This is a genomic window from Leptospira sp. B5-022 (assembly GCF_000347035.1).
Classification (GTDB): domain Bacteria; phylum Spirochaetota; class Leptospiria; order Leptospirales; family Leptospiraceae; genus Leptospira_B; species Leptospira_B cinconiae.
In genome coordinates this window covers 69,338-83,684 of the sequence record NZ_ANIJ01000025.1, presented here as the reverse complement: position 1 = coordinate 83,684, position 14,347 = coordinate 69,338, and the positions used below count along the sequence as shown (strand labels likewise).

Genomic DNA, 14,347 nt, shown 5'->3' with positions numbered 1-14,347 from the left:
CCGGCTCCGAACCGACATCATGTACTGAGAAATCATCCGCTATTGGGAACTTGAAAGGACTATTTTATTCTTTCCTAAAGAAGGGAGGAGTAAAATATTCCTACAAAAGTATTCCCATGGATCTTTACCGGGCTTTCGTTCTAATTTTATGTTTTTCGGCCTCGTCTTTATTATCGCAGGAGGCCATTCCATTATCTTCCCAGATAGAACGTAAAAGAATTAGTACTGAGGTCTATTTTTTAGAAGATCCTAATAAGGGTTTAGGGATTGAAAGGGTCTCTTCCGCGGAATATTCGGCTAAATTCAAAAAATCGGATATGGATCCGCTGAACTTCGGACAAACTAACTTCGATTATTGGATCAGGATTACCCTTAAAAACCCAGAAAAGACACAGATCCGAAAAATTTTAGAAGTTGACTATACGAATATAGATCGGGTGGACTTTTATGGGGAAGATTCTTCCGGTAAACAAGAGTTAGTCAATTCGAGTGGGATGGCCTTTCCTTATCCTGTCCGAAAAGTCAATCATAGGAATTTTATTTATACTTTGGAATTCCAACCGGAACAGACCCGCACTTTTTATCTGAAGTTGAACACAAGCGGGGGGTTGGTGTTTCCATTGATCCTTTGGGATCCCGAGACTTTCTATCATCAAAACGCGGATGTACATTTGGGTCTTGGGTTATATTACGGGATCATGTGCGTGATGATCCTTTATCATTTATTGATATTCTTATCTACTCGCGATATCAGCTATCTGTTTTTCGTGACTAATATTTTCGGTTTTTTTGGGATACAATTAGTTCTTACCGGTCACGGGTTCCAATACCTTTGGTCGGAATATCCGGATCTACAGAGGAATTTGTACGTGGTCTTTACCGGGATATGTATGTCTTCTTTGGTTTTATTCGCCCAAAAGTTTTTGAATACCGCGGAAAATATAAATCGTTATTTGAATTATTCTTTGCATTTCACTTGGGTGATCCATGCTCTTCTGACTTTCTCTCCACTATTTTTACCTCCGGAGTTTACCGTAAAAGTAAGTCTTGCTCTGAGTATTCTTGCTCCTTCTTTGGTCTTGATTGCCGCCTCAATTTGTTTTTTTAAAAATTATAGACCCGCAAGATATTTTTTATTGGCATTCAGTTTCTTATGTATATCGGGAATGTTTGTTGTTTTAAAATTCGCGAATTTGGTCGGAGTTTCCAATTGGGCGGATGACGGATTATATATAGGCTCTTCCATGTCCGCTTTGATATTCTCTTTTGCATTGGCTGATAAGATCAATATTCTGAAAAAAGAGAAAGAAGACGCACAACGTAAGATTTTCGAAGCCCAGAAAGAAAATCTGGAAATGCAAAAAACTCTCAACGATTCATTGGAAACCTTAGTGATAGAAAGGACCAAAACTATAGAAGAGCAAAAGTTAGATATAGAAGCTAAGGCGAAATTGATCGAGAAGGACCTTGCTATCGCCGGAAAGATACAATTTTCACTTTTACCTTCCGTTCTTCCTAAAGCGCATAATGTAAGAATTGCATATAGATGTATTCCGATGCTTCATGTGGGAGGGGATTTTGTCGATCTGATCTCCGATCGAACAGGCAGAGCTATAGGGATCTTTATCTGCGATGTTACCGGACACGGAACTGGTGCAGCAATGGTGGCGGCTATGGTCAAGATGGCTCTTGCAGATTGGTCCGACTATTTAAGTGATCCGGGGTACATGCTCGCAAAGATGAGAGCCCAGCTGATGGGGAAACTGAACGGAAATTTTGTGACTGCTACCATGATCACATTCTATCCTGAGTCTGGACGGATCCTAATCGCAAATGCCGGACATCCGGAAGCGATCTTGATCCGTAAATCCAGTGGAAAACATGAGACCTATCGTCCTGCCGGGATTGCGATCAATGAATTCCTATCCACTCCGAATTATCAGACTTTGAAAACCGAATTAAGTAAAGGTGATAAACTTATACTATACACTGACGGCCTTCCGGAAGCAAGATCGAGGGAAGGCGACTTTTATGGAGATGATAGATTTTTAGATCTGCTCAAAAGCTTTTCCGAATTAGAGCCTGAAGTATTTTGTAATTCGGTGATAGGAAAAATCCAACATTTCACTCAAGAGGAACAAAGTTCTCACGACGATATGGCTATGGTCGTTTTGGAATATTTAGGTTAACCTACTTTCTTTTTCATACGCGGCCCTGCCGAAAGGCCTTTACTCGATCCGATATATAAATCAGTTCTTTCGGTAAAATATATGATAAGCTCGAATAATCGTGTTAGAGTATATTGGGATATACTCGTATTCGTTTGAATATTTTGGGCATCCTTGGAGTCTCCTCTCCGGATCGTTATTTCTTACGATCAGAATATACTTCTTACGACTGTTTATTTTTTTATAGATTCAGTCTTTGCGTTGGATATCATTTGGAATTGTTTCACTCCCGAATATAAAGAAGGTAAATGGGTCGTCTTGCGATCACAAGTGATCCGCAATTATCAGACCGGTCAGTCCGAATATATCAGAGCATTGTTACTACTATCGCCACGGTGGGATACGGTGATATCACACCCTCTACGGACATACAAAGAATATATACGATATTTGTTATTATGTTAGGCGCAGGCGTGTATGCAACCGTTATCGGTAATATAGCAAGTATATTAGAAAATATTGATCTAGCTAAAGCGTCCCAAATGAAAAAAATGACCCAAGTGGACTCTTTTCTGAAAGCAAGGATAAAACGGTTTTACTGAATTTGCAAGAAGGTCGGTTTTTCGGTGAGTTGGCCTGGGTAACGGACGAGCATAGACCTGCGACAGTTCGAGCTACGAGCGCCTGTGAAATTTATACTTTAAGTAAGTCGGACTTCGATCATTCTCTGGAGAAATTTTTCGGAATTCAGATCCGCAATAGAAGAATCCGTTGCCAATGTGAAAAAATAACAACTTTAACTTCTCTTTCTTACATCGGTTTCGAAATTACTTGACCGAATCATGGATTCTGCTAAAAAGCACCGGCTGAAATAGGAGATTTTATGCTACCGGTAATACCGCTAAATTATTTGGCAATTTTGGTCGGAGTTCTTGCAAACATTGTGATTGGATTCCTTTGGTTCGGCCCGATCTTCGGGAAGGTTTGGGCAAAAGAGATGGGTTATGAAAATTTACAACCCGATAATAAGCAGATGATCAAATCGATGGTCATCATGATCATAGGTTCTTTTCTGACCGCGTATGTTTTAGCTCATAGTTTATTTGTTTGGAAACCTTCTTCTTGGAATCTTCCTGGAGACGGACCTGCTTGGATGTACGGAGCCTATGCCGCATTCTATACTTGGCTAGGTTTTTATGTACCGATGCTTTTGGGTTCCGTAGCTTGGGAATCTAGATCCTGGAAATTGTTTTTTATCAATGCGGCGTATAATTTGGTTTCTTTAGCGGCTATAGGGCTAATTCTTGCGGTTTGGCCGGGTTAAAATTCCGGAAAGAAATTCAATCAACCTAGTATATTTAAAAAAAGGGATTCCAAATCGGGATCTCTTTTTATATCTTAATCTAAGATCCGAAATTTATTTCCGATGGGCCCCCGGAAGTTCCTCTTGAAAAGTAAGCATAACGTATTCATTTTTATTCCTTCTTTGATAGGAATTTTGGTCCTTCTCGGATGGCTATTGGATATTGAGATCCTGAAACGACCCAGGGCTTCCATGGTCGCAATGAATCCAATGTCTGCATTTTCTTTCGTTCTGATCGGACTTGCACTTTATCTCAATTTAAATCTGCCTGATCTAAAAACGTCGCGCAACATTATACGTTTTATAGCGTTATTTGTCATTTTTGTCGGCGTTTCTAAATTGTATTCGATCGCAAGCGGATTCGATTTGGGAATGGATAACATTCTTTTTTCGGATAAGATAGCAAAGGATATCGTAAAAGGTGTTCCGAACCGAATGGCGCCGAATACCGCTTTCGATTTTGTTGTGCTTGGAACCGCCGTTTTTTTAAGTTCTTATCGTAAGGACCTATTCAACTCAATTTCCAATTATCTATGTATTTTGGTCCTTCTGGTCGGACTTTTCTCCTTCATCGGTTACTTGTATCAGGTTCAGGAATTTTACGGAATTCTTTCGTATATTCCTATGGCTATTCATACAGCCGTTAGTTTTATTCTACTCGCCTTCGCCCTTCTATTGATCAACGGACAGTTCGGATTTATGAAGGTTTTTACTAGCAAAACTTCAGGGGGGATTTTAGCGCGGGTTTTAATTCCGTTCCTGATCGTTATTCCGATTCTATTCGGTTATTTCCGCATCTATTTGAATAAATTGAATCCTGTCAGTTTGGAACTGGGAGTAGGCTTCTTGATGACCGGGATCATACTTACTTTTTTCGTTTTGGTTTGGTTCGTCGCCAATCAATTGGAAAAATCGGATAAAGCAAGGACGGAAGCTGAGAGAAAATTATCGGAATTGAATCATGAATTAGAGAAGTTGGTGAATTCCAGGACCATGGATCTATTCAAAAGTGAGAATAGGTTTAGGACCATTATAGAACAATTCCCTTATCCTGTTTTGACATATAATCCGGAAGGGATTTGCACTGGAGCAAATTACGCCTGGGAAGAAATGTGGAATACCAGGAGAGATGTATTAGTAGATTATAATATATTAAAAGATCCACTGATAAAGGAAGCCGGATTCTTTCCTTTTGTTGAGAAGGCATTCGGAGGAATGCCGGCGATCTCCGAACCTTTTTCTTATGATCCTAAGTTAATCGGGAGTTCCGGAAGGCACCGTTGGTTGCAAATGCTCCTTTATCCCGTTAAAAACACTGCAGGAAATATCTTAGAAGTGATTGTGGTCCATCAAGACATTACCGCTAGCAAAGAGGCGGAGAATGAGATCCGTTTATTGAATAACGAACTGGAAGAGAGAGTTAAAATTCGGACGGAACAATTGGTTTTGGCCAATCAAGAATTGGAGTCCTTTTCTTATTCGATCTCTCACGATTTAAGAGCGCCAATCCGAGGGATCAGCGGATTTACTCAGATCCTGATGGAAGATTACGGAGTGAATTTTGATGCGGAAGGGAAAAGAATTATCGGCAAAATTCTAGAAAATGCCAAGCAGATGGGGCAGTTAGTGGATGACCTTCTGGAGTTTTCCAGGTTGGGAAGAACGGAGCTTGCCGAAGGGGAAATTCCCATGAAGGACCTGGCTGTCGCAGTATATAATGAATTAATAAACTTAGAATCGAATAGAGAGATCCGATTCGAAATAGAAGATATTCCGAATATAAGGGCGGATCAACCTGCCGTTCGCCAACTTTGGGTGAACCTTATCTCGAATGCGATCAAGTATACCAAAAAAATCGAATTGCCCATAATCCGGGTAGGCTCATTGGGATCGAATGGAGAAACCGTTTTTTACGTTAAGGATAATGGTGCAGGCTTTAATATGCAATATTATCATAAACTTTTTGGGGTCTTTCAAAGATTACATTCCAATGCGGATTTTGAAGGCACAGGAGTAGGTCTTGCAATAGTAAAAAGGATCGCTTCTCGTCATGGTGGAAGGGTCTGGGCAGAATCTAAAGAAGGAGAAGGCGCTACCTTTTATTTCACTTTGCCCGGGCAGGTTCCAAAATTGAAGTGATTCCGGGAAACGAACTAGTCGGTCTCTTTGAGAGGAATTACCGTCTAAAAACCCGATTTTTATATCGTAAAATGTTCGGCCTAGTTTTTAGGATCTTTTTTCTTCCAAGTAACCGCATCTATCCTCTTCTGAGATTTGGAATCGGAAATAAGAATATCCAACCGTTTAAGTCTAGTTTCTTCCTTTTTGGGGCTGATCACCCACCAAATGGAGGTTCGCCGGTAATAGGGGGCTTGCGTATTAAAATACTCCCACGCCTTCATATCTTTTTGGAATTGTTTTTTATATACTAAAGGAAGTTCTATTTTCGTCTGTTCGAAAGAATATTGTGCGGTTTTTTTCTTTTCGGAATGGAATGCTTGGAGGCCGGACTCTTGAACTAAACCTTCTTGTATCAGCGCTTGTATACGTTTTACGTTAACCTGACTCCAAATACTTCCTATCTTTCGGGGAGTAAATCGGACAGAATAACTTTCTTCGTCTATATTCTTTCTAATCCCGTCTATCCAGCCGAAACATAATGCTTGGTCTACCGCTTCTCCATAAGAAATTCCTTTTTTAGAGGATTTTGTTTTATAAAATCCTAGAAGAAGTTCGGTCTCTTTTTTATGATTTTTGGAAAGCCAGGAGCGGAATTCCTTTCCGGTCTTAAAGAACTTTGTTATCATTCGGAAATTTCTACTTGGCAGAAGTTTAAAGTATATATAACTTTATGAAAGTTATTTTCGGCAGGTATTATGAACAAAAGAGGTTCCAGGTCCGGTTTTTTTAGTCTTTTGACTGCGGTCGTATTATTGCAAAACTGTCTGACTGCTTCAGCGAATATCCAGGACTATAAGGAACATTTTATAGGCAATGATCCAAAGGATCTTTCTTCCGAGATCCCTAAGGGAAAAGTAAGAGCGGTGTTCTTAGGGACCAGCTCCATCCTATTGGATGATGGAGAGACGCAAATCTTAACGGACGGATTTTTTTCTAGGCCTTCTCTTTTTCGTACGATGTTCTCTAAAATTTCGTCCGACGAACAAGAGATCAAATACGTTATGCTTCTTGCAGGTATAAACCGGTTAAAAGGGATCTTGGTATGTCACTCTCACTACGATCATTCTATGGATTCTCCTTTTATCGCGAAAGAGACCGGAGCAAAATTATACGGTTCTATTTCCACCATTCAAATCGGAAAAGGAGGAGGAGTCCCGGACGAACAGTTGGCTTTATTTCAACCGGGTAAAAAGATCCAGATCGGTAAGTTTAAGATCACCGTACTAAATTCGAAACATACTCCTCCTTTCAAAATTTTAGGAAAGACGAATGCTGCGGATCCGAACAGGCCGGATTTAACGGAAGTATTGTCTCAACCGGCTAAGGCGGAAGATTATATAGAAGGCGGGACTTACGATTTTTTAGTGGAACATGGAAAACATTCCATCTTGATCAAAGGGAGCACGAATTATATAGAGAATGCCTGGGAAGGCCTGAAAGCCGATGTAGTATTTTTAGGGATCGCGATGTTAGGAAAGCAGGAAGAAGGATTTAAGACTAAATATTACGAAGAAACAGTTGTTAAAACTTCTCCCAAGATGGTGATTCCCGTACATTGGGATAACTTTTTTAAACCCTTAAGTCAACCTTTGGAGCCTAATCTTAGTTTAGGAGATGATGTAAAAACCGGAATGGAATTCATAATACGGAAAACGTCTCAGGACGGGATCCAATTTAAGATCCTAAGAGGTTTCGAAAGTATTCTGTTATTTTAATATACTGGTTTGCAAGTATCAAGGTGGTTATAATGGATGATGAGGAAACCCTGGAAAAAATTTTGGTATTTTTGGAACCTTTCGGTCCCGATCTGAAAAACGGATTAAGTAATCATGCTCCCATGGCCTGTGAGGCATTACTCACCATGGGGAAAAAAGACAGTATCTTTCCTTGGTTGGAAAGATATGGAAATCAGTTCATGGAGAAAAAGAAACCTAGGAACAAAATTTACGGCGGAGACTGGAAAACATTTTTAGGGATTCCTGATACTTATCCGGAATGGGAAATATTTTTTAATGCTGAGTTAGAGGGAGGTTCTTGGCAGAATACTCTCTCCGAATGGGCTGTCAAACTTGCTCCGGGTATCTGTGCCGATGCTACTCATGGGGTGATCCGTACCGGACATGCGGTCCGAAGTCTTTCTAGAAAGGAAACTAAACGTAAAAAGAGGGAACTCGCTTCCGGCTTGGCAGTTTGGGCTTCTGCTTATTTGGAATTGCCTACTTCTTTCGATTCTTTACTGGGTTTACAACCGGAAGACGCCATCCAAAAGGTGGATTTTATTCCCGAGGAATCCAAAAATTTTTCAGGTACGATCGTTTCTTCGCTACAAGGATTGGGAGAATACGAAAATTTTGCACCGGTGATCGGATATTTGAATGTGTCGGACGAACCGGAAGAAATTATCTCCGGTTTGTCGGAAGTTTTTTCTAGAGTAGTCTTGAATAATGTAGAGGATACACTTTCAGCGATCGTTTTTATCCATTCTGTCACAAGTGCGTCGGCTCTTAGAAGTATATTACCGTTTTTGAATGAATACGAAAAGAAATCGGTTTTAAGATATTCCTGGCAATCCGGGGCGGCGTTGTTTTCTACATTCGGTAAAAGATCGGATCTGAAACTGCCTGAAAAATCGGAGAATGAATCCAGGCAAGAGATGATAGAAAGAGCTATAGAACATGGAGACGAACATGCGATCAAATTTACGGAAGTATGTCTGAAAGAATACGAATATAATCCTTCTCCCGCATACTATGCCGCTGCCCGTTTGGTTCGAAAATATCTGGAACCGTTACCTCAATAGAGCATTGTTCTAAATGTCAGATTGATCCTAGGTTGTTGGATCGATTTGGTTTTAGGCAAACTGTGTAGCCAAAATTCTTGAGTTTCCCCTTTCATGATCAATAAACTTCCATGTTCCAATAGTAAGGAAATTTGTTCTTTCGTGGACTTATGTTTAAAGTAAAATTTCCTTTCCGCTCCGAACGACAAGGACGCGATTGTGGAATTTTTTCCTAATGCTTTTTCGTCGTCACTATGCCATGCCATTCCTTCTTGTCCATTATTGTATAGATTGAGTAAGCAGGAATTAAATTTGGTCCCGGTGATCTCTTCCGTTAAAGTTTTAAGATCCGAAAGCCATTTTGTCCAAGGGAGTGCCTTCTTAGTCGTATTGGAATAAGTATATTGATAATCCGCGTCCCCATACCAAGCTACCATTCTTTTGGTGATAATATGTTTTCCGAATATAATAGCTTCGTCATTTTTCCAAGGTATGTCCTTTAGAAGTACATCCAAGTAACCGTCCGCCGAAGATTTAGCAAGAACTGGACCAAAATACCGTACAAACCCTTCATAAGGTAAAAGATTTCTATACGCTTCTTCTCGGAATAAATTCATAGATCGTTCCTGTTGATCATATCCGTCTTGGCGGCTTCCCAACCGATCATTGCTACTTTACGGGAATCTCCCCAATGGTATACTCCGAACTCCCCGGAAGAACGGATCACTCTATGGCAAGGAATAAGGAAAGCAACCGGGTTGTTTCCGATTGCGGTGCCTATCGCCCTTGTCGCTTTAGGATTTCCAATTTGTTCTCCTAATTGTCCGTAGGTGGAAAGTTTTCCCATCGGGATTTTCAAAAGTGTTTCCCATACTTTGAGTTGAAAGTCCGTACCTTTTAGGTGTAATTTGATCTTACCTAATTGACTCCAATCATGAGTGAATATGAATAAAGCATTTTGTTGGATCATATCAACGGTTTGGTGATACGTTGCATTCGGAAAAAGGGACTTTAGCTCTTGGAAAACCCTCTTTTCATTTTCGAAAAATGAAATATAACAAATTCCTTTTGGAGTGGAGGCCACCAATATTTTGCCAAAGGGGCATTCCGCGTAACTGTAATTAATCGAAAGATCCTTTCCTCCGTTCTTATATTCTCCCGGGGTCATTCCTTCGATATTGATAAACAGATCGTGTAATCTTCCTGTTCCGGAAAGTCCCGAGTCCAAGGCGGCATCCAATAGGGAGGAACCGTTCTTCTTCAATAATCCTTTCGCGTATTCCAAAGTAGTATATTGTAAAAACTTTTTCGGACTTACTCCGGCCCAGTCGGTGAACATTCTTTGGAAATGATGAGGGCTAAGCCTTAGTTTGTTTGCCACATCTTCCAGGCTCGGTTGTATTTTAAAATTCTTACGTAGATAAAAGATCGCTTCCGAGATCCTATCGAAGTCAGTGTTTTGTTGTCCTTTCATGTTTCCAAAGTATAAACAGGACGGATAAAACTAGAAACCCGATACTTGCTGTTTTTACGGGGAAAAAGTCTCGATCCTGATCTTAAGGGCATAAAAATAAAGGTATGTCCATTTTTCTTGAGATCCTGAATGCAGAATTCATTAGTCCGACATGACTGTATGCTTGGGGAAAATTTCCCCATTGGGATCCGTTTACCGGATCCACGTCTTCTGAGAATAGACCAAGATGATTTGTATACGATAGAAGATTTAGAAAATATTCTTTTGCTTCTTCTAATCTTCCCACACAGGCTAATGCGTCCACGTACCAGAACGCGCAAACAAGAAAGGCCGTTTCTGGAGGGCCGAAATCGTCATTATGTTTATAACGGAAAAATAATCCTTCCTTCGTTTTTAATTCCGATTCCAGGACCGTTAAATGTTGTTTCGCTTTATCCGGCTCGTCTTTCAGATATCCAAGGCTGATCAATTGTAATAGACTGGCATCCAGATGTTCAGTACCTTCCGCTTGCGTATAAACGCCCCTTCTACTATCATAACATGCCTCGATACGTAGCGTGGATCTTTCCTTAAGGGAAGCTGCTAAGTCGCAAATATCCTTATCATTCAATTTAAGTCCGATTTTTTCAGCCGCTGCGCTACCCGCCCAATGGAATAAAAAAGTATAACAGTGTTTCTGTTGAAGATTCCTGAATTCCCATAAACCGGCATCCGGTTCGTCCATTGTCCGTTCTATATGTTTAAGAAGATTTAATATGGATTGTCCAGAGGAAGATTTACTTTTTTTATGAAACCTTGCATCCAAATATAAAGGCATGATAGAAAGTAGAATTTGTCCATAAACGTCGTTTTGGATATGTGTAAACGCCTGATTGCCGATCCTAACCGGTTTATTTCCCAGATAACCTTCCAGATCTAAGATCTTCTCCTCCAGAATTTCCTCGCCTAAAATGGAAAATAAAGGCTGTATTCTCTCTCTTTTGGTCGAAGCTATATTTTCTAAAAAATGGGAATAATGCTCCATCTCCTCGAAATGGCCTATGCCGTTCAACGCGCTAAGAGTATAGTAAGCGTCCCTGATCCAGCAGTAACGATAATCCCAATTTCTCCCGCTGGAAGGAGATTCGGGAAGGCTTGTAGTTCCTGCAGCGATGATCGCTCCCGTATCCTGGAATTGGTGGAGTTTCAGAGCTAAAGCAGATCTAATGACTGCTTCTTGCTGGAATTCGCCTATGGAGCAGTGTTTTACCCAATTTCTCCAATATTCTCTGGTTCGATCCAGCAAATCCTGGATCTTCCTTTCGGAAGGGTTTTCCGGATGATCGCCGTAACTTAATACCATGTATTTGGTTTCGTTCAAAACGAAGGATGTATTTTTAAGAATATAGTGAAGTGATATATTTGTAGTTAGTCGGAGTTCCGATGTTAGACCGGTAAATAGTATATGGTTGCTGGCCAAACTGGCTTTCGGTAGGAAATTCCCGTACGAATCCCTAGGATCACAGATTATTTTGATCTTCGGAGAACCTTCTATAGGTTCAATCTTTCTGATAAGCATTAAAGGTTTATAATGTAATTCAGCCTCGAAAAAACGGGGCGCGAAATCTGTTACCAAAAAAATCCCGTCGGGACAAGTCACCTTTGTTCGAATGATATTTGTATTTTCTTCGTATTTTTGTTCGAAATTTGCGCTTTGATCTTCGGGCACGATACGGAAGGACCCTCCTTTGTCCCGATCTAAGAGTGAGCCGAAAATAAAAGAGGAATCGAACTTAGGCCAACATAACCATTCTACTTCCGTATTTTTGGAGATATACGCTAGGAAGGAACAATTTCCGATGATCCCGGAGGAATATATATGTTTATCCAAAATTGTCTTCTCCCGGTAGAGGTCTTGCCAATAATTCGATTAAGTTTAATACTTGTTCGGGGGATCTGAGATAGTAGCGGGCATCTGTTGGGCCGATTCCAACCTTTATGGAATACGTGTATTTTGGAAGTTCACGAAACATATCCTCATCAGTCCAATCATCTCCCACCGCCAAAATAAAATCAGCGGAAATTTCCGAAGCGATTTGTTTAGAAGAAATTCCCTTATTGACTCCGGAACATTTTACTTCAATAACCTTATTACCTTTTAAGACCTGAACATCCAAATTTCCGGTATAATTGACTAAATCGTTCAGAAGTTCCCGAGTCATAGAGTCAGCAGCATCTTTTTCCGCTCCGCGGTAATGCCAAGCCAAAGAGAATTCTTTTTCTTCGATGAAAGTACCCGGAAGACGTCTACAGTATTCTTCCAATATCGGATAGAGATCCGATTTCCAGCCTGAGGAAAGTTCCCTAAATAATTTCCAGTCTCCGTTAACCTTGTACCAGACTCCGTGTTCCGCGATAAAACATAAGCCTAACCCGGAAAGAGTTTTGTCCAGCCAATGCCTATCTCTTCCACTTACGATGTAGACGGTATTTTTTGGATCGGAGGAAAGGCGTAACAAAAGATGTCTTAGTTTGAATTCCGGAGTCGCTTCCGCAGGATTGTTTACAAAAGGGACCAGAGTACCGTCATAATCAAAGAACAGGACCCTCTTCGATGAATTCAAGAATCTAGTCAGGATCTCACCTTGGATCTTTCCTTCTATAATTTTAGCGGATAGATCTCTGGTATTCTTTTTGGTCTCGTCTAGTCGGGTCAAAAAGTCCGAGGCCCATTTGATTACATCGTATTTACGGATACGTTCGATCATAGGAAGGTTTCTTACTATTTGTTCTTCAATCGGACTGGTAAGAGCCTCAAGGATCGCGCTACTTACGTCTTGGGGATTGTTCGGGTTGATAAGGATCGCTTCCCCTAATTCTTTTGCGGCCCCGGTCATTTCGGATAAAACTAACATTCCAGAATCGTCCGGCCTCGAAGCCAGAAACTCCTTAGCGACCAAGTTCATACCGTCCCGAAGAGGAGTGACTAAAGCGACATCCGAAATGCCGTAAAATGCGACTAATTCTTCGAAAGAAAAATACTTGTAACGGTAAATGATCGGGGACCATTCCATCGTGGTATAAAGACCGTTGATCCTGCCCACCATCTTCTCTATTGATTCCCTCATTTTGCCGTATTCTTCCACTTCCGAGCGGGAAGGAACGATAATCATCAAGAGAACGACTTTCTCTTTCCATTCGGGATGTTCTTCCAAAAATAATTGGAATGCCTCCAATCGTTTCGCTATTCCCTTGGAATAATCCAACCTATCCACCGTTAGCAGCAATTTTTTATCCTTGATACCGCGTCCTAATTCTTGTCTTAAAACTTCGCATGAATCGGTAAGTGAGAATTGCCGGAACTTTTCGAAATCTATTCCCATCGGGAAAGTTTCCACCTTTATGAATCTATCGCCGTGATTAATAAGCCCGAAATGATTATCTAATCCTAATATTCTAAGTACAGATCTTAAAAAATATTGAGTGTAATCGTGAGTATGGAATCCTATTAGATCGCTTCCTAGGATCCCCAAAAGTATTTCCTTTCTCCACGACATAGGCAAAAGTCTGTAAATTTCGAAATGAGGAAAGGGAATATGCAGAAAAAAGCCGGTCTTTATATCAGGAACCGCCTCCCTAAGTAATGAAGGTAAAAGAAAGAGATGATAATCGTGTATCCACACGGTATCACCGGGTTCGTAAACACGAAGTACTTTTTCCGCAAATCTTAAATTGATCTCCTTATAAGATTGCCATTCTTCTTGGGAATAATTCGTATAACTCGGGAAATAATGGAATAACGGCCAGATAGTACTGTTGCAAAAACCGAAATAAAATTGTTTTAACTCACTTTCGGAAAGATATACGGGAAAATATCCGAATCCTTCTTCAAGAGTTTTGCTTACTTCCTCTCTTTTTACTTCCGGGACGAAAAGACCCGGCCAACCGACCCACACAAATTTAGTATCAGGACCGAGTTTTTCCAAAAAAGAAGAAACTCCCGTCGCGAGACCGCCTGCACTTTTACGAGAATAGTATTTACCTTTGCGAACAGTAAGATTTACGGGGAGTCGGTTCGAGACGATGATCAATTTGTTCTTTTGAAGGTTCATGGCTTCAATATGGAACTAATCCCACCTACAAGCATGAAGAATGAATTAATATTTCATAATATACTTAAGGTGGGCCTATTCGATTTGGGATATTTTACAGGATAAGAATTTGGGCGGAGCTTAACAGTACTTTTTTATGTGCCAGGAAAATGCCGTATGTAACTAGCCAGTGCAAGAAATAGAAATCTGAAAATCTTTTGTGGGATTTGGATCGATGAAAAATTACACAAATCGCTTGACTCTTTTCGATTAAGACTATAGAAAAATGTCACATATTGTGACATTTCGAGA

At 40.4% G+C, this 14,347-nt stretch carries 12 protein-coding genes; 7 read left to right on the top strand and 5 right to left on the bottom strand.

Annotation, left to right across the window (positions count from 1 at the left end):
- Positions 1-50 precede the first annotated feature (50 nt).
- From LEP1GSC192_RS12640 to LEP1GSC192_RS12625, 5 genes are all read left to right on the top strand, one after another.
- Positions 51-2,189 (top strand): 7TM diverse intracellular signaling domain-containing protein, encoded by a 2,139-nt coding sequence (locus LEP1GSC192_RS12640; RefSeq protein WP_020770441.1) that lies wholly within the window; start codon positions 51-53, stop codon positions 2,187-2,189.
- A 287-nt stretch (positions 2,190-2,476) separates the two neighbouring features.
- Positions 2,477-2,770, top strand: a complete 294-nt coding sequence (locus LEP1GSC192_RS20215; protein WP_052005230.1) for an ion channel — start codon at positions 2,477-2,479, stop codon at positions 2,768-2,770.
- A gap of 2 nt (positions 2,771-2,772) precedes the next feature.
- The gene (locus LEP1GSC192_RS20075; protein WP_020770440.1) at positions 2,773-3,003 is read left to right on the top strand and encodes a cyclic nucleotide-binding domain-containing protein; all 231 of its coding nucleotides are present in this window, start codon (positions 2,773-2,775) and stop codon (positions 3,001-3,003) included.
- Positions 3,004-3,051: 48 nt separating this feature from the next.
- The gene (locus tag LEP1GSC192_RS12630; RefSeq protein ID WP_020770305.1) at positions 3,052-3,492 is read left to right on the top strand and encodes a DUF1761 domain-containing protein; all 441 of its coding nucleotides are present in this window, start codon (positions 3,052-3,054) and stop codon (positions 3,490-3,492) included.
- 123 nt (positions 3,493-3,615) lie between these two features.
- Complete coding sequence (locus tag LEP1GSC192_RS12625) at positions 3,616-5,670, top strand: ATP-binding protein (protein ID WP_020770499.1); 2,055 nt, start codon at positions 3,616-3,618, stop codon at positions 5,668-5,670.
- Between the two features lie 80 nt (positions 5,671-5,750).
- On the opposite strand, the gene LEP1GSC192_RS12620 is transcribed toward LEP1GSC192_RS12625, so the two are convergent.
- A complete protein-coding gene (locus LEP1GSC192_RS12620; RefSeq protein ID WP_020770452.1) occupies positions 5,751-6,338 on the bottom strand; it encodes a YdeI family protein in 588 nt (195 codons plus the stop codon).
- Positions 6,339-6,407: 69 nt separating this feature from the next.
- On the opposite strand from LEP1GSC192_RS12620, the gene LEP1GSC192_RS12615 reads away from it, so the two are divergent.
- Together LEP1GSC192_RS12615 and LEP1GSC192_RS12610 are read left to right on the top strand one after the other, a co-directional pair.
- Positions 6,408-7,427 (top strand): MBL fold metallo-hydrolase, encoded by a 1,020-nt coding sequence (locus tag LEP1GSC192_RS12615; protein WP_020770529.1) that lies wholly within the window; start codon positions 6,408-6,410, stop codon positions 7,425-7,427.
- 32 nt (positions 7,428-7,459) lie between these two features.
- Positions 7,460-8,512 carry a questin oxidase family protein gene (locus tag LEP1GSC192_RS12610; RefSeq protein WP_020770323.1) on the top strand — a complete coding sequence of 351 codons (1,053 nt, stop codon included), beginning with the start codon at positions 7,460-7,462 and terminating at the stop codon, positions 8,510-8,512.
- On the opposite strand, the gene LEP1GSC192_RS12605 is transcribed toward LEP1GSC192_RS12610, so the two are convergent.
- The 4 genes from LEP1GSC192_RS12605 to LEP1GSC192_RS12590 all read right to left on the bottom strand — a co-directional run bounded on the left by LEP1GSC192_RS12605 (position 8,506) and on the right by LEP1GSC192_RS12590 (position 14,056).
- On the bottom strand, positions 8,506-9,108 hold the full coding sequence (locus LEP1GSC192_RS12605) for an alpha-ketoglutarate-dependent dioxygenase AlkB (RefSeq protein ID WP_020770508.1): 603 nt from the start codon (positions 9,106-9,108) through the stop codon (positions 8,506-8,508). The genes LEP1GSC192_RS12610 and LEP1GSC192_RS12605 overlap by 7 nt on opposite strands.
- Complete coding sequence (locus LEP1GSC192_RS12600; protein WP_020770518.1) at positions 9,105-9,965, bottom strand: methylated-DNA--[protein]-cysteine S-methyltransferase; 861 nt, start codon at positions 9,963-9,965, stop codon at positions 9,105-9,107. The genes LEP1GSC192_RS12605 and LEP1GSC192_RS12600 overlap by 4 nt, the downstream gene beginning before the upstream one ends.
- A gap of 82 nt (positions 9,966-10,047) precedes the next feature.
- Positions 10,048-11,835 carry a glycoside hydrolase family 15 protein gene (locus tag LEP1GSC192_RS12595; protein WP_020770486.1) on the bottom strand — a complete coding sequence of 596 codons (1,788 nt, stop codon included), beginning with the start codon at positions 11,833-11,835 and terminating at the stop codon, positions 10,048-10,050.
- Positions 11,828-14,056: a bifunctional alpha,alpha-trehalose-phosphate synthase (UDP-forming)/trehalose-phosphatase gene (locus LEP1GSC192_RS12590; protein WP_020770485.1), complete on the bottom strand. Its 2,229-nt coding sequence runs from the start codon at positions 14,054-14,056 to the stop codon at positions 11,828-11,830. Before LEP1GSC192_RS12590 ends, LEP1GSC192_RS12595 begins: the two co-directional genes overlap by 8 nt.
- Between the last annotated feature and the right edge of the window lie 291 nt (positions 14,057-14,347).

Coding starts and splice junctions, on each gene's coding strand:
- LEP1GSC192_RS12600 (WP_020770518.1), bottom strand. CDS start 9,965: ATGAAAGGACAACAAAACACTGACTTCGATAGGATCTCGGAAGCGATC.
- LEP1GSC192_RS20215 (WP_052005230.1), top strand. CDS start 2,477: ATGGGTCGTCTTGCGATCACAAGTGATCCGCAATTATCAGACCGGTCA.
- LEP1GSC192_RS12605 (WP_020770508.1), bottom strand. CDS start 9,108: ATGAATTTATTCCGAGAAGAAGCGTATAGAAATCTTTTACCTTATGAA.
- LEP1GSC192_RS12620 (WP_020770452.1), bottom strand. CDS start 6,338: ATGATAACAAAGTTCTTTAAGACCGGAAAGGAATTCCGCTCCTGGCTT.
- LEP1GSC192_RS12615 (WP_020770529.1), top strand. CDS start 6,408: ATGAACAAAAGAGGTTCCAGGTCCGGTTTTTTTAGTCTTTTGACTGCG.
- LEP1GSC192_RS12590 (WP_020770485.1), bottom strand. CDS start 14,056: ATGAACCTTCAAAAGAACAAATTGATCATCGTCTCGAACCGACTCCCC.
- LEP1GSC192_RS12610 (WP_020770323.1), top strand. CDS start 7,460: ATGGATGATGAGGAAACCCTGGAAAAAATTTTGGTATTTTTGGAACCT.
- LEP1GSC192_RS12630 (WP_020770305.1), top strand. CDS start 3,052: ATGCTACCGGTAATACCGCTAAATTATTTGGCAATTTTGGTCGGAGTT.